A 19,903-nucleotide genomic window follows, 5' to 3' on the forward strand; every position below is an offset into this window, starting at 1 on the left:
GTCACCAGCCCAGGACGTCGGCGAGGTAGGCGCGGGCCTTCTTGGCGTACTCGAGCGGGACGGCCTTGTTGGGGTCCTGTTCCGCCTCCACGACCAGCCACCCCTGGTAATGCGCGGCGCCCAGCGCTCCGAGGATGGGCCGGAAGTCGATGCCGCCGTCTCCCGGCACGGTGAAGACGCCGAACTCGATGCCCTCCTGGAACGACAGGCCCTCTTCCCGCACCCTGCGCACGATCTCGGGCCGGACGCTCTTCAGGTGGACATGGCCGATACGGTCGGCGTAGGCCCTGGCCAGCTCCAGCGGATCGTCGCCGGCGAAGGCGATGTGGCCGGTGTCGAGCAGCAGGTGCACATACCCGGGATCGGTCGAGGCCATCAGCCGGTCGATGTCGGCCCGCGTCATGACGCCGGTGCCCATGTGGTGGTGGTAGCTGAGCTTCATCCCGGCCGAGCCGGCGATCTTGCCGAGCTCGTCCAGGCCGGACGTGAGGGCGTCCCACTGGGGGTCGGTGAAGACCGGACGGTTGGCGAACACGTCCACGGGCAGCAGGTGCGACGAAGCGCCGAACTCGGCCACCACCAGCTCGCTCCCGCCCAGCGCCCTGATGCGGGCCAGGGTCTCCTCGAAGGCGGCGATCGTCTTCTGCCGCATGTTGCCGACCGTGAAGTACGTGCTCGTCCAGGGCTCGGACACCCGCAGGCCGCGGAGATCGAGGGCGGCCTTCAACTCGGCGGTGTCCGCGGGGTACTTGTGCCCGAGGCTGCACCCCTCGAAGCCGGCGAGCGCCATGTCGCTCACGGCCTGGCCGAAGGAGATGCCGGCGTCGATGCTGGGAAAGTCGTCGTTCCACCACAGGGTGCAGCAGACGCCGAGCTTCACCTTGTCCGGGCTGAGACGCTCGGTTACGTCCGTCATCTTGTCGCCTCTTTCAGGTAGCGGTCCGCGATGCGGGGTGGCTGGGCCCAGGAGCCGTATCCGGGTGCCTTCGCACCCGGCGGATTGGCTCCGATGGCCCGCCACAGCAGCCCCTCCTGGTAGGCGGCGGGGGTGACCGTGGAGGTTCCCGCCGCCGTCTGGGCCCCGTAGCGGTCGATCCACTCGGGCGGCAGCGCGTACCACAGCCCGGCGTACCAGAGCTTGATCACGTTGCGGGCCACCGGGCCGAGCCGGTCGTCGCTGAGAATCCGGTGGCGCAGGGCCCGGTCGAACAGGTCCCGGTCGAGTGGCGCCCGGGCGTGGCTTCCGGCGCTTCCGGCGGCGTCGGCCCGGGCCGCCCGGTGGGCGTCCAGGAGGGCGGCGACGACCTCGTCGCCGCAGGCGGCCCGCACTTTCGCCAGATACTTGTGGGCCATGCCGGTGCCGAGCAGATCGGTCTCCTCGAAGGCGGTGAGGTCGACCGACAGGAGGAGGAACCTTTCGAACGACGGGGCGGTCATCGCGTCACCGTCCGAACTGCCGCACTGGCGACGCCTGGTGGGGCCGGCGGATCGGACCCGGCCGCGGCCGGAATCTCGAAGGTGGGAGCGGCGTGCTGGCCGTCGCTGCCGGGCAGCGGGTTGCACACCAGCCGGTTGAACCCGTCGCGCAGGCGGAACATCTCGCAGACGCCCTCCTGCAAGAGGCCCGGCCGCCCGTTGAACGCCTTCGTGAGCAGCGCGAGGAAGTCGCCGTACTCGGCGTTGAACTCCCGTGCCACCCGGGCGAGTTCGGATCCCGCCGGATAGTCGGCCAGCCGGACGCTCACCTTCACCTGGTGCACGTCGTCCCAGGCGATGCTCAGCGGAGGCCCCGAGGGCGCACCGGGGTGGTCGCCCACCTGGTAGTAGCGCCCGAGTTGCAGCTGCCGGAACCGGTAGTAGTGGGCCAGCTCCCCGTCCGCGTTGTAGATGCCTGAGTCGAGGCCCTCGCCCTGGCCCGCGATGAAGCGGAGCGCCTGCTGCGCCGAGTCGAGGTCGGAGACGACGATCATCTCCCCGCCGCCGGAGTAGAAGTACTCGGGGCCCACCTGACGGGCCGGATCCCCGCAGAACAGCGCGGGGTCGCCGACCGCCACCTTTTCGAGCCCTTCGCTTATCTCCTCGTAGAACTCGCCGATGCTGTAGAAGCGCATCTCCTCGGCCGTGGGGCTGGAGACCAGGAGCGGGGTCCTGCCGTCCGTCGTCCGCACCAGCCGCGAGTCGACGCTCGGGGCCTTGCCCGGCCGCTCGATCTTGCAGAACGTCTCCACCGCTTCGGGGGAGAACGGCCGCAGGTCGACGGTGAAATCGTCCTCCCCGTCCGGCAGGTAGGCCGGATAGGACGGCACGAAGCCGGGCCGGGTCAGGTCGGGCTTGCCGCCGATGGCGTTCAGGATGTTGGCGACGAGGGTCAGGTGCAGCATCTCCTCCACCGCGGTCACCCGGATGATGTGGGCGGCGTCGGAGTTGGTGCCGGAACGGATGGAGTAGTACGCGGTCAGGTACGGCGGGATGGTCGCGTGCTCCAGGGACATCGCCGCGTTCAGGTAGCTGAGCAGGTCGTCGCGGTTCTCGATGGTCGACACGGTCATGGGGCCGCCTCCCCCTGGACGGCCGGTGCCGCGAGGCGCCGGTCGGAGGTCACGTATATCGGCGCGGTCTCGGAGTCGAGCTGCGCCAGCATGGCCCGGACGCTGCGCAGGCACAGGGCGGCGACGGTGAGCGTCACGTTCGAGGTGCCCACGGTGGGCATGCTTCCGCCGCCCACCATGTAGAGGTTCTCGTGATCCCAGCACCGCTGGTCCGCGTTCACCACCGAGTCCGACGGCGTGCGGCCCATCACATGGGTGCCGGCGAGGTGGTTGCCCCCGCGGAGCTCGTACCCCACGCCGTCGTGGACGGTGTAGCCCCAGAAGTTCGGGTCGTACGCGGTGTGGTCCTCGGCCCCCAGCCGGGCGAAGATCCGCTTCGACAGCTGCCGGGCGTACGCCACCCCCCGCATCGTGTACTCGGGTATGTCGTAGGTGAGCACGGGCCGCATGTTCCCCAACTTGTCGGTGAAGTCCGGGCTCACGGTGACCCGGTTGCTCGGGTCGGCGGGGACCTCGACCATGAACGCCAGCTGCAACTGGCGGGACACCTGGTCCACCAGGCCCTGGCGGAGGGACTCGCCGTAGCGGCCACCGGAGTCCACCAGGCCGATCAGGTCGGTCATCGGCGCGCCCCGGGCCCAGCCCCAGCCGTCGTTGTGGATGTCGACGGTGAACGCCGCCTGGTGGCCGCGGAAGCGGCCGGCGCGCAGGTCGGTGATGCCGCCCGTGCAGTTCGTGCCGCGGAAGGTGCCGGCCACCTCGGGCAGCAGGCCCCACGCCAGCAGGTAGGCGTGGTCCATGAAGTTGCGTCCCATCAGGCCGCTCGAACCGCGCAGGCCGGAGGCGAGCATCAGCCGGGGGTTCTCCACCGCGTTGGCGGCCAGGACGAAGAGCCGGCCGCGGGCCCTCATCGTGGTGTAGCCGGGACTGTCGGGCCGGTCGTAGCGGCGGTACTCGATCTCGGTCACCCGGTGCGTGTCCTCGTCGACGTGCACCTTGTGGGCCACCGCCTGGGCCACCAGGTCGACCCGGCCGCTCTGGAGGGCCAGGGCGAGGGTCTTGCCCGCGTTGTACTTGGCCTGCACCGGGCAGATGGGCACGCAGTTGTTGTTGCCCTGGCAGCGCTCGCCGACCTCGACCTGGTACGCGCTCACTGCTCCTCGCGGCACGAATCCGCGCCCGCCGTCGTAGGCCGGGTTCGGTATCCCGTTCCGGCCCTGCGGGAACGGCCGGACCCGCAACTCCCGCCGTTCACCGTCGAGTTCGGCCGGCATCCCGTCGATGTCCTTGGCGACCATCCGGTCCAGGTAGGAGAGGGGCAGCCCCTTCATGGGGAAGACGTACTCCTCGTCGAAGGTGATCCCGAGGTAGGCCTGGTCCTCCACGTCGGCGGAGACGCCGATCTCGCGTTCGGCCTCGTTGTAGTACGGGGCGAGGTCCTCGTAGGTGAGCGGCCAGTCCGCCCCCTCGCCGTAGAGCGTCCGCATCCGGAAGTCCTCGGGCAGCATCCGCAGCGTCTTGCCCTCCCAGTGCATGGTGGTGCCGCCGAGGACCCGCGTGTAGGTGGTGTCGGTGGCCAGGGGCCCGCTCTGGACGATGTAGGCGGAGGCGTCGGGCTCGCCCGGGGTGATGCGCCGCGCGTCGGTGGAGCGGGGCATCGGGGCGTTGGCGACGGCCGGGTAGGGGGCCTGGTTGTCCTTGCTGATGGCCGAGTAGAACCGGTCGAGGTAGCGCTCGTAGCCTCTCAGGGTGAGGTCTTCGGCCGGGCCCGCTTCGAGGAGCAGCACCCTTCTGCCGGCGTCACTCAGCCGCAGGGCGACAAGGGCGCCGGCGATCCCGCCGCCGACGATGACGGCGTCGTAGAGGACCTCGGCCGCCGTCCCGGGATCGGTGCGGTGCGCCGCCCCCTCGGGGAACTTCGCGTACATGGGAAGTCACTCCTCCACTGCCAGGCGCGCCCGGAACCGGCGTGGCGGCCGGAGTTCGAGCCGGTCGGCCGCGGTCACACAGCCTCGGCCCGGGCGCGCGTGGTGGACAGATGGGCGGCGTCCTCGTCGGTACCGGGGCTGAAGGCCGGGGCCGATGGACGGCGCGGGGAGAGCGCGGATCGTTGACAGCGACTTCGACGGTCACGGTACACACCGCGAGTCCGGTGTCGCTGCTGGTCACGCGGCGCGTAGAGCCCTGCCGCTCCACCAACGATACGCGGGAACCCCCAAGATCGCCGAGTGAGCCGCGGTCGCCCGCCCCGGGCCGACTCGGCCGGCCCGGGGCACGGCCTCCCCATGCCCGCGACCTGACGGAGGACGAGAGGGAGTTGCCTGAGAGAACGTCAGAAATGCTTCCACGTGCGCGACTTGCCGCGCGGCCTGGTGGTCACCATGGACGCCCCGCACACCTTGCCCACCCAACTCGCCTTCACCGCGCACCTGTTGCCGACCCGCCACGCCCCGGTGCGGAGCAGGCCGCCGTCCGTACGCCCGGGCCGCGCGGGAGGACGGCCCGGGCCGGCCGGCGGCCGTGTTGCGGTCTCCCCCGCCAGTGCTTTCATGGAAACGAAGACCTGCCCAAGCACCGGATGTCCGTGAGGCAGACGCCCTCGACGCGGGGCGGCGATATCGCGCTGTGGCAGCGCGCAGCGGAGAACGCGGCGGTGCTGCGTGGCATCGCGAGTACACCTCGCCCGTTTCCCCGCGCGCCCGCACTCGGCGCTCGTACGACGTCCCGCCCATGATGTGCAGCGTGGAGGGAACGGACCTCATGCCCACCAAGGTGATCCGCCGTCCCGAAGGCAAGGAACGGCCTCGCAGCGCCCCCTGGTACACGTTGTATCCGCGACGGGCATGGTCCCGGATGTCAGGGGCGACGGGCAGGAGATGGCGCACGTTCAGGACCGAGAGGGAGGCGCACAGGAGCGTCGCCACAGCTCACAACTGGCGCCCCGGGTGGTTCTCCCTCGGCCCCCTGCTGCGTGCGTACGCTCTCCTCGGGACGGCCGTGCTGCTCGCCTGGCTGGGACTGGACTTCTACGATTACTCGCAACCCCACCACAAGTCAGAGTTCGACACCGTGCTGGATTCCCACTGGTTCGACGCCGTTTCCTCCATCGTGAGCCCCATTCTGACGGGCTCCCTGCTCCTGGCGTTCTTCCTTCTGTACTCGTACCACAAGACCAAGAAGCCGCTCATCGAGAAGGCGCGTACGCGTCCGCACGAACTGGTTCCCACGGCCGGGACCCTCGTCAACCGGATCGTCGGGCGCCGCGAACTGTCGCAGATGATGGCCCGGACACTCCGTAACCGGAAAACGCGGAAGCCCTATCTGCTCGTCGGCGGCGTGGGCGTCGGCAAGACAGCCGTGCTGGTGCAGCTCACCCGGATGCTGGCGGAGCAGTCCGCCGTTCCGGTGCCCATAAGCCTGCGCGACACGAAGGGCGACGGGGAACTCGACTTCGAGGAGATGGCACGGCGCCGCTTCGTGGAGGAAGCCGACCAGGGAGTGCTCGCCGGCAGCAGCATCGACAAGACGTGGCGGCAACTGAGACTCGACGACAAGGTGGTCGTCATCGCCGACGGCCTGGAAGAGGCCCTTCTCGACGAGAAGTACCAGGAGGACCGCGACAACATCATCCGACGGGCGATAGAGCGGGCGGACCGCCAGAAGCTGCCTCTGATCATCGCCTCGCGCCCGCACACACCGCTGGAGGGTACCCGGGCCGCGATCGCCGACATGGAGCCGTTGAGCGAGGAAGCGGCCCTGGAGTATCTGGTGCGGGAACCCGGTGAGCTGGACGAGCGCCGCCTCGACTGGGTGGTGGAGACCGCCGAGGTGGTGGACTCGCCGATCTATCTGCGGATCGCCCGGCTGCTGCAACAGCGCGGACTCTTGGAGCACTTGACCCTCCGTGACGAGCACGACCGGCTGGACACCCGCAGCAACGACTGCGCCAGTCTCCGGCTCGGGTTTCTCAACACCTACCGTCAGGCCATCGAGGACGGCCGCATATTCGACGACCTGGTGATGGACCGCAGGGAACGCCGGGAGACCATGTGGGTGGTGTCGGCACTGGCCTGTCTGGGACTGTTGCAGGACAGTCTTGAGGTGACGTTCGACGACTTCGTCAGCGCGCACATGAACGACCTCCGTGACCACCCGCCCTCGCCTGGCAGTCAGCAGGAACCCCCGGGCGATACGCGACAGCTCGGGACCCGCCTCACCCTCTCCCCGACCCAACGCAGTGAGATCTGGCGCGTGTTGGGCCGGAAGATCGGCGGGTCGGCGCCGTGGCTGAACACCCTGGACTACCCCAACGAGTGCCGGACCGAGTTGGCGCGGTACACCGCCAACGGACAGTTGCTCGGCCTGGTGTACGGCTGCGACAACAAGGTCCGGTTCCCGCACAGCATCCTCCAGGCGTATCTGGGGCATCGCCTGCTGAGGGAGATGGCCGACGACAGGATCGGCGCGGTCGTCGAACCGGCGCTGCACAGCCCGGGGCCGTCCCGGGAACTGCTCATCGCCCTGGTGCTGCTCTCACGGCACCGGGCGGCTCCCCTCGCCCACCGGCCGGCCACCGTGCCGCCCGCCGATCCCGGTGCGCCCAGCGGTCGTGGAACGCCGCCGAAACTCGCCGAGTTGCTCAGCCACGCCGCCGAGTACCGGCACGACGCGAAGTACTTCGACCTGTACGCCGCGGCCCTGGAAGCTGACTGTGTCGATCCGGTGCCGGTGCAGGACAAGCTGGCCCAGGACCTCGAAGAACAGTGGGCGGACCTCGATATCAGAGGCGATCAGCGGACCATCGAGGGTGCGAAGCTGAGGCTGGTACGGAACTTCGGAGCCGCTCTGCGTGAACGGGACCGCCGCGCCAGGGGAAGTGATCGCCGTCCGGAACGCTCGGGGCAGGAGCCCGCGCGGCCCCCTCTTCCGTACAAGCGGCTCTTCCAGATCGGCACGCACGAGCCCTCGCACGCTGTCCGGATCGCGATCGCGCATCAGATCGCCGCCGGTGGCGACGCGGGCTTCCAGGACCTGCGCACGGAGTTCCCCCTCGGAACCGATCCCATATCCCAGTACCTGGGCAAGATCCGTGACGCCAAGCGGAAACTCGACGACGACTACACCGCCTGGCTCCGTGAAGAGGACGCGGACCTCGGTGCCGACCCGGAGGCGGCGGAGCGAAGGCAGCGGAAGCACGACAGGATCGTGGACGAGTACCAGCGGAGCCGCACCGCGTGCTGGCGCCACTTCACCCTCCGGGCCTGGCTGGTGCCCATGGTCGTCGGGTCCGTCTCCGAGAAGTACCGTGACGAGGCCAAGGAGCGGCTGACCCTGTGGTTGCGCAACCTGACCACCGCGACCGGACAGCAGAACCCGCTCATGCCGCTCTCGCTGGAGAACGCTCTGGCCCAGGGCTTCAAGAACGCGGCGAACCGCAGGAAACGGCACCCGGACGCCTACGAGGAGACCCGCGCCTACCTGGTCAAGCAGGCCGAGAAGATGCTCACCCGCAGCCGCTACTGGTACGCGCAGCTGAGTCTGCTGCACGCACTGTGCCTGTGGGAGCTTCCCGACACCATCGGACGCACCTCCGGGCCCGGCGCGGCGAACCGGCGGCGCCGTTCCGCACCGGCGGCCACCGGCCGCACACCGGACGGCTCCATGGCAGCCGGCAATCCCATGGAGCCCATCAAGTCGGTCACCCGATGGCTCGCGATGGCGGGCAGCGCACACGCGAAGCCCCCGTCCCACACCGGTGCCGCCTACGAGCGCGGTGCCGGCACGGTCCTCCACCCGTTCCTCGCCGAGGCCGGCGATCTGGTGACCCTTGCATTGGAGACAGGACACCCCGAGCGGTTCATCTGGATCGACGAGAACGGGGCCAGCGACAACGTCGGCTCCACGCCCGCCGATCCGGAGCGCTACCGCAAGCACAACCTGTGGATCGCCCCTTCCGTCGGCTGGAGCAGCCTGCACCCCCGTGCGCAACGCCTTCTCGCCGACGTACTGGTCATGCTCAACCTCACCGAGGGCAGCGGACGCCCGGACGGCGTCGAGGAACGCCTGGAACTCGCGAACAAGGACACCCTGCCGCACTGTGTCACCCACGACCGCGGCCTGCTCCACCCAGAACGCAGCGTCGGCCAGGCCGACAGGGACGAATCCTCCACCACCTGCCTGTCACCGTGCGAGTTCCGTCTGTGCCCCTATCCGCCCAAGGCCGGGAACGCACAGGCGGAGATGGCGGAGCTGTTCTGCCGGCAGCAGCAGTCACTCCTGCGCAGCCGCTTCCGCTGGCACCTGCCGGCCGTCAGCCGGCACACCGCGCCCTGGGTGAGTATCCCCGTGCGGGAGTTGCACGCCTTCTGGGAAGAGATGGCCAACCGGAACCGCAAGACCACCGACCATGACGAACACCTTCTCTGAGGAGCCGTGCGAGGAGGTATGTCCAGGTGAATCCCACTCCGAAAGGGGCGCCCCGATGGACGGCTACCCACTGATCGAGAACCACGGTCTCGTCGGCGATCTGCAGACCGCGGCGCTGATCACCACCGAGGGCGTGGTCGACTGGTTCTGCTCGCCACGGTTCGACTCGCCGAGTGTCTTCGGGGCGCTGCTGGACCAGGAGAAGGGCGGTCACTGCACGGTCCGGCCGGCGCAACTGCCGCATACGGCCAAGCAGTTGTACCTGCCGGGCACGGCGATCCTGGTGACCCGGTTCATGACCGAGGCGGGCGCCGGTGAGGTGGTCGACTTCATGCCCGTGACCGGTACGACGGTCGCCTCCAGTCACCGGCTGGTGCGTCTGGTCCGCTGTGTGCGCGGCAGCATGACGTTCGAGGTGGAGATCGCGCCGCGGTTCGACTACGGACGCAAGAAGCACGATCTGCACATCTCCCAGCACGGGGCGGTCTTCGCCGCGGAGGACGGCACCGAACTCACCGTGCACCCCATCCACGAACCGGAGGACGAGCGCCTCCTCGACGTTCTCACGGACCGTGACGCCGACCTGCACCTGTCGCTGACACTGCGGGCCGGTCAACAGCGCGGCCTGATCCTGGAGATGGGCGCCGAGGGGCCACCCGCCGAGGTCCGCGTGGACGCGTACGAACGGCTCTTCGAGGAGGCCGTGGCGTTCTGGCGCTCCTGGCTGGCGCAGTCGCGCTACACCGGGCGCTGGCGGGAGATGGTGGAGCGTTCCGCGATCACGCTGAAGCTCATGACCTTCGCACCCAGCGGTGCGCTGGTGGCCGCCCCGACGGCGGCCCTCCCGGAGCAACTGGGCGGCGAACGCAACTGGGACTACCGCTTCACCTGGATCCGGGACGCCTCCTTCTCCGTGTACGCCCTGCTGGGGCTGGGCTTCACGGAGGAGGCCCGGGCGTTCAACGGCTGGCTGAGCGACCGGGTCAAGGAGCGGGCCGGCCAGGGCGGGAACACGGGCCCGCTCAACGTCATGTACAAGGTCGACGGCTCGGCCGACCTGGAAGAGCAGATCCTCGGCCACTGGGAGGGCTATGCGGGCTCCGGGCCGGTACGGATCGGCAACGGCGCCGCAACCCAGCTCCAACTGGACATCTACGGCGAGGCGTTGGACAGCATGTACTTCGCGCACCAGCACGGACTCCAGATCGGGCACGGGGGATGGACCTCCATGCGGCAGAACCTGGACTGGCTGGCCGACCACTGGGACCAGGCGGAGGAGGGGATCTGGGAGACCCGCGGCGGGCGCCAGGACTTCACCTACGGCCGGGTCATGTCCTGGGTGGCGTTCGACCGCGCTCTGCGCCTCGCCGAGTCGAAGGGCTGGCCGTCGTCGTACACCCGGTGGCGGACCGAGCGGGACGCCGCCTACGAACAGGTCATGGCCAAGGGGTGGAGCGAGAAGGTGCGGGCCTTCGTCCAGCACTACGGCAGCGACGTACTGGACTCCTCGCTGCTGCGCATGGCGACGGTCGGGTTCCTCAGCCCCGAGGACCCGATATGGGGGTCGACCCTGGACGCCATCGAGCGGGAGCTGGTCAGTGACAGCCTCGTCTACCGTTACAACCCGGAGGCGTCGCCCGACGGCCTGCGCGGCTCGGAGGGCACCTTCTCGCTGTGCACGTTCATGTACGTCGAGGCCCTCGTCCGGGCCGGGCGGACGGACCAGGCACGGCTGGTGTTCGAGAAGATGATGGGCTACTCCAACCATCTGGGCCTGTACTCGGAGGAGGTCGACCTGACGGGTCGTCAACTCGGCAACTTCCCACAGGCGTTCACACATCTCGCCCTCATCGACGCGGCCCTCATCCTCGACAAGGCGCTCGACGGGAGATAGCCCGGACCCGGTTCCCGGACGGTGCGCCCGCACTCCGGGCCGTTGGCGCACCTCCGCGATTTCCGAAAGATCGGCATTATCCGGCTTGTGGAGGTTCCGCGCGAGAGGGACCCTGGTTCTGTACCTCTGAAAGGGGGTTGATCACCATGACGTTCATGCAGGTAATTGAGTACGAAACGACCGAGGCAGAACGCGTCGACCGGCTCATGGACGAGTGGCTGCGGATCACCCAGGGCAAGCGGACCGCCCACCACGCCACGATCGGCAAGGACCACGACAGGCCCTCGCACTTCATGCAGATCGTGGAGTTCCCCTCCTACGAGGAGGCGATGAAGAACAGCGACCTGCCCGAGACCCGGCACATCGCCGAGGAACTGCAGCACGCCTGCGACGGAGCACCCCGCTTCGTCAACCTCGACGTCGTCCGTGACCAGACGCTCGACGAGAACGCGCTGCAGAGCCTGCTCGGCCGCGTCATCACCGACCTGGGGGCGGTGGCGATGGCGCCGCTGCTCTCCATCGGCGATCGGCTGGGACTCTTCCGGGCCATGGCGGACGGCACACCACTCAGCAGCGCCGAGCTGGCCGCGAAGACCGGCACCCAGGAGCGCAACGTCCGCGAGTGGCTGTCGGCGATGGCCGCCGGCGGCTACGTCGCGCTCGAACCGGACGGACGGTTCCGGCTCACCCCGGAGCAGGTCGCCGCTTTCTGCGACGAGGACAGCCCGTTCTTCGCCCTCGGCGGCTTCCAGGCGTTCATGGCCGCAGCGCGGCCGGAGACCCGCGAGCAGTTGGAGCGCGCCTTCGTCGAGGGCGGCGGCATCGGCTGGGAGCACCACCACCCGGACCTGTTCACCGGCACCGCCCGGTTCTTCCGGCCCGGCTACGCGGCGTTCCTGGTGCAGGACTGGCTGCCTGCCCTGGACGGCACGGTCGAACGGTTGCGCACCGGGGGCAGCGTCGCCGACGTCGGCTGCGGACTCGGGTACTCCACGATGCTGATGGCGCAGGCGTTCCCGGCGTCCCGGTTCACCGGTTTCGACTACCACCTGCCCTCGGTCGAGCAGGCCCGCGGGCTGGCGACGGCGAGCGGGCTGGCCGAACGGACCGGCTTCGAGGAGGCCGGAGCGGCGGACTTCGGTGGCGGCCCGTACGACCTGATCACCTTCTTCGACTGTCTGCACGACATGGGGGATCCGGTCGGGGTGCTCTCCCACTGCCGGGCGAGGCTCGCGGACGGCGGCGTGGTGATGCTGGTCGAGCCGCACATGGAGGACGACCTCGCCGACAACCTGAACCCGCTCGGCCGGACCTTCTACAGCGCCTCCTCGCTGCTCTGCGTCCCCGCCTCGCAGGCGCAGCCGGTCGGTCGGGCGCTCGGCGCCGGAGCGGGCGAGACACGCACCCGGGAGGTGGCCGCCGAGGCGGGCTTCACGCACTTCCGCCGGGCGACGGAGACCCCGTTCAACCTGATCTACGAACTGCGGAGCTGAACGCGGCGCTGTGCCGGACCCGTTGGAGGGGCGGTGCGCCCGGTGCGCGGGAAGGCGTGTCCGACTCCCCGGGCGCGACACTCGGCGCCCTCGCCCGCACACTGTGGCTGGACGGACTGCCGGCACGCGGGGCCGCTAGAGGTGCGGGAGGACGAAGTCGTAGCCGGCCATGGAGTGGGCGTTGCCCGCCGGGCAACGGCCGTCGGTTTTGGGGTAGCCGCGGAGGAACAGGCAGGCCGTAGCACTTGGTGCAGAAGCGCCAGTCGGCATGGCAACCCGCATCGAGGCGGTCTTGGCGCGCGAGGAGGTTCTGGCGGCCGCCGGGCCTGACGCCGCCCCGATCGCGGCCGCGGCGCCCAGGCCGGCCGCCGCCGTGAGGCCCAGCGCCCGGGTCAGTACGGCCCGCCGCCCCGGCTCCTCGTCACGCACTGGCTGGAAGTCCTTGAGTGGTCACCTCTCCTTCGACGCCGGCCGGCACGGGGTGAACACAGAGCCGGCCCGCCTCGGTCGAGGCACCGGCACGGTCCCGGACGGTGGGCGGACCGCCGCTCAGGCACTAGGTCAGCCGGATGCCCACGATGCAGCTGTCGTCGTCGGTGTCCGACCTGCTGTAGGTGAGCAGCCGGTCCAACTGCTGGTCGAGGGTGCCCGGTACGGAACGGGCCATGGCCAGCAGATGGGACAGGGACTCCTCCACGGAGCGGTCCCGGCGCTCGATCAGCCCGTCGGTGTACATCAACAGGGTGTCACCGGCGGCCAGTTGCAGTTCCGTCTCCTCGTAGACCGCTTCGGGCAGGGCGCCGAGGAGCAGCCCCTTGAGGGTGGGCAGGGCGGTCGCTTCGCCGTCCCGGACCAGGACCGGCGGCAGATGCCCGGCGCGCGCCCAGCGCAGGGTGCGGCGCTCGATGTCGTAGAGCCCGCAGACGGCGGTCGCGGTGACCGCTCCGGTCAGGTGGTGCGCCACGATGTTCAGCCAGGCCATCAGCTGTCCTGGGCCGGCGCCGGTCACCGCCAGGCCGCGCAGGGCGTTCCGCAGGACGACCATGCTGGTGGCCGCCTCGATGCCGTGCCCGGCGACGTCCCCCACGCAGACCAGCACCAGTCCCGAGGGCAGGACGAAGGCGTCGTACCAGTCGCCGCCGACCAGCTGCTCGGTCTCGGCCGGGCGGTAGCGCACCGCCACGCGCAGGTCCGGGACCTGTAGCGGTGTCTGGGCGGGGGGCATGATGGCGTGCTGCAACTGGAGGGCCAGGCGGTTGCGTTCGTCGGCCTGCTGCTCGCTGTGGGCGAGCTGGTCGCGGGTGGCGGCGAGGGCCACCTCGGTCCAGTGCTGGGCGGAGATGTCCTGGTAGGCGCCGCGTACGGCGAACAGCTGGCCGTCGGTGTCGAGGACCGGCTCGGCCACCACCCGGATGTGCCGGGTCACGCCGTCCGGCCGCAGCAGACGGAACGCGGCGGACGCCGGCCGGCGGTGGTGCAGCACCGTGCGCAGGAAGCGGCGGATGGCGACGGCGTCGTCGGGGTGTGCGTGCGCGGGCAGCTCCTCCAGGGCGACCGGGGTGCTGGTGAGGGGCAGGCCGTAGAGGTCGAACAGCTGGCCGTTCCAGGTGATCTCACCGGTCAGCAGGCTCTCCTCGAAACCGCCGATGCGGCCGAGGCGCTGGGCGTTCTGGAGCAGGCTGGCCAGGCGCGCCGCCTCGTCCTCGATGCGCCAGATCAGCAGCACTCCGGCGCCGTGGCGGCTGATGCTGATGTCGGCGACGGCCGCCAGCGTCACCTGGTCGACGAGCGCGGTGAGCCGCATCCGCTCGGTGCGGAACGGCTCGCCGGTGGCGTAGACCCGCTCCACCCGCTGGAACAGTTCACTCTCGCCCGCGGCCATGGGGTAGGCCTCCAGCAGCAGGGCGCCGTTGACGACGGCCCGCGGCCGGCCCGCCGGGTCCAGGAAGCGGCTGTTGACGTGCTGGATGCGGAAGTCGATGAGGTGTCCGGCCGCGTCCAGGTGCGGCACCAGGACCAGCGCCGGGTCGTGCAGCCCGTCCGCCAGGTTCATCAGCTCGGCCGCGTCCGGCAGCAGGCGCGGGTCGTCGCCGGGCCCGTGTCGCAGCGTGGTCGACTCCAGGGTGTGCGCGCACAGCTCCGCGAGGGCTTCGACCTGGCGGACGACCTGCGGCGACGGGGGTTCCTCCGGCTTGGGCCAGGCGATCTCCAGCACGCTGTGGATACGGCCTCCGGTGCCGGCCGGTACGGCGAAGCGGGCACCCGTCTCGTAGAGCCGCCTGCCGATCGTGGGCAGCCCCGAGTCGGCGACCGAGGACAGCCACTGCCCGGTGCGCTCGGTCAGTCCGCGCCGGGCCACGGTGGCGACGTCCGGCGGGACGTACCGCCACCGGGCGGCCTCGGCCTGCGGGAAACCCGCGCTGCCCGCGAGGCTCAGGGAGCCGTCGGAGCCCACGGCCCAGACGGCCACGGCCACCGCGCCGAGCGGGCGCAGGGCGTGTTCGAGGAGCGAGTCGGCCACGGCCTGGGTGTCGTTCGCCGCCAGCGCGCCGCTCTCGGCCGCGCGCAGCCGTACGGCGGCGGACTCCTCCGCCTCCACCCGCTCCCGGGTGGCGGCCAGGAAGGCCTCGGCCACCTCGGACATGCGGTCCTGCGCGGCCTGGTTGATGACCTCCACCGCGAACTCCAGCGGGGTCACCTTCGACTGCTCGGCCAGTTCGGCGAGCTGGCGGGCGGCCTGTGCCGGGCCGCAGCCCAGGCGCTCGACGAGGATGCCCTTGGCCAGCTCGACCAGGGCCCGCCCCTCGGCCTCCGCCTGCGCGGCCAGCACCTCCCGGCGCAGCCGCTCCACCGTGGCGGCGAGCCTGCCGACGGGCGAGGTGCCCGAGGTCTCGGGCACCTGGCCCTCCGAGGCGTCGGCCGCGGGGAGCGCCGGCGGCGCGGCGGTCACGGGGGCGGACGGGTCCGCTTCGGGCGCGCCGTCCGGCCGGGGCGCCCCGTCGAAGGACTGGTGGGTGCTCATGCGGGCAGCCACCGCCGTACGCAGGCGATGAGGTCGTCGGTGTCGACCGGCTTGGTGACGTAGTCGCTGGCGCCGGAGGCGAGGCTCTTCTCCCGGTCGCCCTGCATCGCCTTGGCGGTCACGGCGATCACCGGAAGGTTCAGGTACTGAGGCATCTTGCGGATCTCGGCCGTGGCGGTGTAGCCGTCCATCTCGGGCATCATCACGTCCATCAGGACGATGTCGATCTCCGGGTGGTTCACCAGCGTCTCGATGCCCTTGCGGCCGTTCTCGGCGTGCAGCACCCGGAAGCCGTGCAGTTCGAGGATGCCGCTGAGCGCGAACAGGTTGCGCGCGTCGTCGTCGACCACGAGTACGGTACGGCCGCTGTCCAGGTCGCCGCCCGGCAGCGAGGACGTCAGCTGCGGTTCGTCGCCGCGGACCAGGGAGAGCACCTCACCGGGGTTCTCGGCGGAGAGGTGCAGGGCGATGCGTTCGCGCAGTTCGTCCAGGCTGTAGAGGTACTCCAGGGAGCCGGTCCCGGAGCCGGCCCGCTCGGCCTCGTCGGCGACGTGGGCCGTCCGGTGGGCGCTGTGCACCAGCACGGGGACGCTTCCCAGGGCCGAGTCGCCGCGCATCGCCTCCAGGAAGATGGCCGACTCGCCGTCGGGGACGCCCAGTTCGACGACGACGCAGTGGCAGGGTTCGGAGGCCAGGGCGCCGGCCGCCTCGTGGGCGCCGACCGCGGTGATGATGTCGACGGGTGCCGCGGCCTGGCCGTCGCCGCGGCCGTGGGTGAGGTCCCGGACCACGCTCTCGGCGACGAGGGTGAGCAGGCCGCGCGGGCGTTCCTCCACGACCAGCAGGCGTCGCGGACGCTCCCGCCGGGTGGCGACGACGGTGCCCTCCAGGGGTTCGCGCCCGGCCGGCCGGGCGGTCCCGGACTGTTCCAGTACGGGTTGCGCGGTCCGGCCCCCGCTCAGCACCTGTTGGAAGTCGGCGCGGGCGACGGGCAGGTAGAGGGTGAACGTGCTGCCCTTGCCGAGGGTGCTGTCGACGGTGACGGCGCCGCCGAGCAGGTGGGCGATCTCCCGGGTGATGGAGAGGCCGAGGCCCGTGCCGCCGTACTTGCGGCTCGTGGTGCCGTCCGCCTGCTGGAAGGCCCCGAAGATGGTCTCCCGCTGCTGTTCGGCGATGCCGATGCCGGTGTCCTTCACCTGGAAGGCGACGACGGTGCCGCCGCGGATCACGCCCTGGGGCACCTCGTCGTCCGAGGCGGGTTCGATGCGCAGTTCGACGCTGCCCTGCTCGGTGAACTTCACGGCGTTGGAGAGCAGGTTGCGCAGGATCTGCCGCAGCCGGGAGTCGTCGGTGAGCAGCTCCCCCGGGGCGCCGGGGGCCGTGCTGATGGTGAAGTCGAGGCTCCGCTGGGAGGTCATCGGGCGGAACGTGGCCTCGACGTACTCGATGAGCTGCCGCAGCGGGACGCGCTCGGGTGTCACGTCCATCTTCCCGGCCTCGACCTTGGACAGGTCCAGGATGTCGTTGATCAGCTGGAGCAGGTCGGAGCCGGCGGAGTGGATGATCCCCGCGTACTCGACCTGCTTGGGCGTGAGGTTGCGGGAGGGGTTCTGGGCGAGCAACTGGGCGAGGATGAGCAGGCTGTTGAGCGGGGTGCGCAGTTCGTGGCTCATGTTCGCGAGGAACTCGGACTTGTACGTCGAGGCGAGCGACAACTGCTGGGCGCGGGCCTCCAGTTCCTGCCGGGCCTGCTCGATCTGAAGGTTCTTCGCCTCGATGTCCCGGTTCTGGTCGGCCAACAGCGAGGCCTTCTCCTCCAGTTCGGCGTTCGAGCTCTGAAGTTCCTCCTGCCGGGCCTGCAACTCGGCGGAGCGTGCCTGGAGTTCGCTCGTCAGGCGCTGCGACTCCTCCAGCAGCTCGTCGGTACGGGCATTGGCGACGATCGTGTTGACGTTGACGCCGATCGTCTCCACCAGCTGTTCCAGGAAGTCCCGCTGGATCTGGGTGAAGGCGGCGACCGCGGCCAGTTCGATGACGCCGAGGACCTGCTCCTCGAAGACGACGGGCAGCAGCAGCAGGGCGCTCGGCTCCACCTGTCCCAGCCCGGAGGAGATGGTCACGTAGCCGGGCGGCAGCTGGTCGACGCCGATGGTACGGCGGCTGCGCGCGGCCTGGCCGACCAGTGAGCGGCCGAAGGCGATGCGGGTGGGCCGGTTGTCCTCCTCGGGCCTGCCGTAGGAGCCGACGAGCCGCAGTTCGGGCCCCTTCGCGCTGTCCTCCGCGAGATAGAAGGCGCCGTACTGGGCGGAGACCTGGGGCACCAGCTCGTCCATGATCAGCTCGGCGACCACGGGGAGGTCGCGGTGGCCCTGCATCAGGGCGGAGATCCGCGCCAGGTTGGTCTTGAGCCAGTCCTGTTCCTGGTTGGCGCGGGTGGTCTCGCGCAGGGACTCCACCATCGAGTTGATGTTGTCCTTGAGGTCGGCGACCTCGCCGGAGGCGTCGACGGTGATCGACCGGGTCAGGTCGCCCTCGGCGACGGCGCTGGCCACGTCGGCGATGGCGCGCACCTGTCGGGTGAGGTTGCCCGCGAGTTCGTTGACGTTCTCGGTGAGCCGCTTCCAGGTGCCCGAGACGCCCTCGACCTCGGCCTGGCCGCCGAGGCGGCCCTCGGTGCCGACCTCGCGGGCGACGCGGGTGACCTCGTCGGCGAAGGCGGAGAGCTGGTCGACCATCGTGTTGATGGTCGTCTTCAGTTCGAGGATCTCGCCGCGGGCGTCGACGTCGATCTTCTTCGACAGGTCTCCCTTGGCGACCGCGGTGGTCACCAGCGCGATGTTGCGCACCTGACCGGTGAGGTTGTTGGCCATGGAGTTGACGTTGTCGGTGAGGTCCTTCCAGGTGCCGGCCACGTTCGGCACGTGGGCCTGTCCGCCGAGGCGGCCCTCGGTGCCGACCTCGCGGGCTACGCGGGTCACCTCGTCGGCGAAGGCGGAGAGCGTGTCGACCATGGTGTTGATGACGTCGGCCAGCGCCGCGACCTCGCCCTTGGCCTCGACCGTGATCTTCTGCGAGAGGTCGCCCTTGGCCACGGCGGTGGCTACCTGGGCGATGGAGCGGACCTGACCGGTGAGGTTGGAGGCCATCACGTTGACGTTGTCGGTGAGGTCCTTCCAGGTGCCGGAGACGCCGCGCACGGTCGCCTGGCCACCCAGGTTGCCGGCCGTGCCGACCTCGCGGGCGACGCGGGTCACCTCGTCGGCGAACGCGGAGAGCTGGTCGACCATCGTGTTGATCGTGTTCTTCAGCTCAAGGATCTCGCCCCGGGCGTCCACCGTGATCTTCTGCGACAGGTCGCCCTGCGCCACGGCCGTGGCCACCTGGGCCACGTTGCGCACCTGTGCGGTGAGGTTGCCCCCCATGAAGTTCACCGAGTCGGTGAGGTCCCGCCAGGTGCCCTTGACGCCCTTGACGTCCGCCTGTCCGCCGAGGCGGCCCTCGGTACCGACCTCGCGGGCGACGCGGGTCACCTCGTCGGCGAACGCGGAGAGCTGGTCGACCATCGTGTTGATCGTGTTCTTCAGCTCAAGGATCTCGCCCCGGGCGTCCACCGTGATCTTCTGCGACAGGTCGCCCTGCGCCACGGCGGTGGTGACCTGGGCGACGTTGCGCACCTGGGAGGTGAGGTTGCCCGCCATGAAGTTCACCGAGTCGGTGAGGTCCCGCCACACGCCGGCGACGCCGGGCACCTGGGCCTGTCCGCCGAGGCGGCCCTCGGTACCGACCTCGCGGGCGACGCGGGTCACCTCGTCGGCGAAGGCCGACAGCTGGTCGACCATCGTGTTGACGGTCTCCTTCAGCTGGAGGATCTCGCCGCGCGCGGGCACATCGATCTTCTGGGAGAGGTCGCCCTTGGCCACGGCGGTGGTGACCAGCGCGATGTTCCGCACCTGACCGGTCAGGTTGTTGGCCATCGCGTTGACGGAGTCGGTGAGGTCGGCCCAGGTGCCGGAGACCCCCGGCACCTCCGCCTGGCCGCCGAGGGTGCCCTCGGTACCCACCTCGCGGGCCACCCTGGTGACCTCGGAGGTGAACACCGACAGCTGGTCGACCATGCCGTTGAAGACGGTGGCGATGTCACCCATCAGCCCGTCGGAGTCGTCCGGCAGGCGGGTGCCGAAGTCACCGTCGCGGACGGCCGTCAGACCTGCCAGCAGTCGCCTCAGTTCGTGATCGCCGGGGACCGTCTCGGTCGCCTCGGTCACCTTGCCGGCCATGCGCACCCTCGATCCGCTCCCCGGTGAGCCCTCGGGCGAGAGCTCACAACCCCTGCCGGGAGCCATGTGCGGCCCGGCCATTTGTCTGTGCATTTCCGCAGTTCACGGATTTGCGCGATGAGAAATACGCCGCAGGCTAACCCACCTCCGGGGCACGGGACAAAGCAACGGCCCAAGAATGCGGAGTGGGCTCGGTCACGCCGTACGGAGGTCTCGCAGGGAGCTGACAGCAATGGCTTTCC

The 19,903-nt window shown here is 70.2% G+C and carries 10 protein-coding genes; 3 read left to right on the forward strand and 7 right to left on the reverse strand.

Annotation, left to right across the window (positions count from 1 at the left end; translation table 11 throughout):
- Position 1 precedes the first annotated feature (1 nt).
- The 4 genes from iolE to ABZT12_RS22190 are packed head-to-tail and all read right to left on the reverse strand — an operon-like array spanning position 2 to position 4,477.
- Entirely contained in the window at positions 2-916 is a 915-nt protein-coding gene (iolE, locus tag ABZT12_RS22175; RefSeq protein ID WP_356387147.1) for a myo-inosose-2 dehydratase, read from the reverse strand.
- Complete coding sequence (locus tag ABZT12_RS22180; protein WP_356387150.1) at positions 913-1,437, reverse strand: hypothetical protein; 525 nt, start codon at positions 1,435-1,437, stop codon at positions 913-915. Before ABZT12_RS22180 ends, iolE begins: the two co-directional genes overlap by 4 nt.
- Positions 1,434-2,549, reverse strand: coding sequence for a ferritin-like protein (locus tag ABZT12_RS22185; RefSeq protein ID WP_356387153.1), 1,116 nt, complete (start codon positions 2,547-2,549; stop codon positions 1,434-1,436). The genes ABZT12_RS22180 and ABZT12_RS22185 overlap by 4 nt, the downstream gene beginning before the upstream one ends.
- The gene (locus tag ABZT12_RS22190; protein WP_356387156.1) at positions 2,546-4,477 is read right to left on the reverse strand and encodes a GMC family oxidoreductase; all 1,932 of its coding nucleotides are present in this window, start codon (positions 4,475-4,477) and stop codon (positions 2,546-2,548) included. The genes ABZT12_RS22185 and ABZT12_RS22190 overlap by 4 nt, the downstream gene beginning before the upstream one ends.
- Before the next feature lie 832 nt (positions 4,478-5,309).
- On the opposite strand from ABZT12_RS22190, the gene ABZT12_RS22195 reads away from it, so the two are divergent.
- From ABZT12_RS22195 to ABZT12_RS22205, 3 genes are all read left to right on the forward strand, one after another.
- Positions 5,310-8,975: an ATP-binding protein gene (locus ABZT12_RS22195; RefSeq protein ID WP_356387159.1), complete on the forward strand. Its 3,666-nt coding sequence runs from the start codon at positions 5,310-5,312 to the stop codon at positions 8,973-8,975.
- 55 nt (positions 8,976-9,030) lie between these two features.
- Entirely contained in the window at positions 9,031-10,869 is a 1,839-nt protein-coding gene (locus tag ABZT12_RS22200; RefSeq protein WP_356387162.1) for a glycoside hydrolase family 15 protein, read from the forward strand.
- A 155-nt stretch (positions 10,870-11,024) separates the two neighbouring features.
- Positions 11,025-12,362, forward strand: a complete 1,338-nt coding sequence (locus ABZT12_RS22205) for a methyltransferase domain-containing protein (protein ID WP_356387165.1) — start codon at positions 11,025-11,027, stop codon at positions 12,360-12,362.
- Between the two features lie 135 nt (positions 12,363-12,497).
- On the opposite strand, the gene ABZT12_RS22210 is transcribed toward ABZT12_RS22205, so the two are convergent.
- The 3 genes from ABZT12_RS22210 to ABZT12_RS22220 all read right to left on the reverse strand — a co-directional run bounded on the left by ABZT12_RS22210 (position 12,498) and on the right by ABZT12_RS22220 (position 19,661).
- Positions 12,498-12,791: a hypothetical protein gene (locus tag ABZT12_RS22210; RefSeq protein ID WP_356387168.1), complete on the reverse strand. Its 294-nt coding sequence runs from the start codon at positions 12,789-12,791 to the stop codon at positions 12,498-12,500.
- A 127-nt stretch (positions 12,792-12,918) separates the two neighbouring features.
- Positions 12,919-15,384 carry a SpoIIE family protein phosphatase gene (locus ABZT12_RS22215; RefSeq protein WP_356387171.1) on the reverse strand — a complete coding sequence of 822 codons (2,466 nt, stop codon included), beginning with the start codon at positions 15,382-15,384 and terminating at the stop codon, positions 12,919-12,921.
- Positions 15,381-19,661, reverse strand: coding sequence for a HAMP domain-containing protein (locus ABZT12_RS22220; protein WP_356387173.1), 4,281 nt, complete (start codon positions 19,659-19,661; stop codon positions 15,381-15,383). The genes ABZT12_RS22215 and ABZT12_RS22220 overlap by 4 nt, the downstream gene beginning before the upstream one ends.
- Positions 19,662-19,903: the final 242 nt, after the last annotated feature.

Source organism: Streptomyces sp. NPDC005423, from assembly GCF_040606415.1.
Classification (GTDB): domain Bacteria; phylum Actinomycetota; class Actinomycetes; order Streptomycetales; family Streptomycetaceae; genus Streptomyces.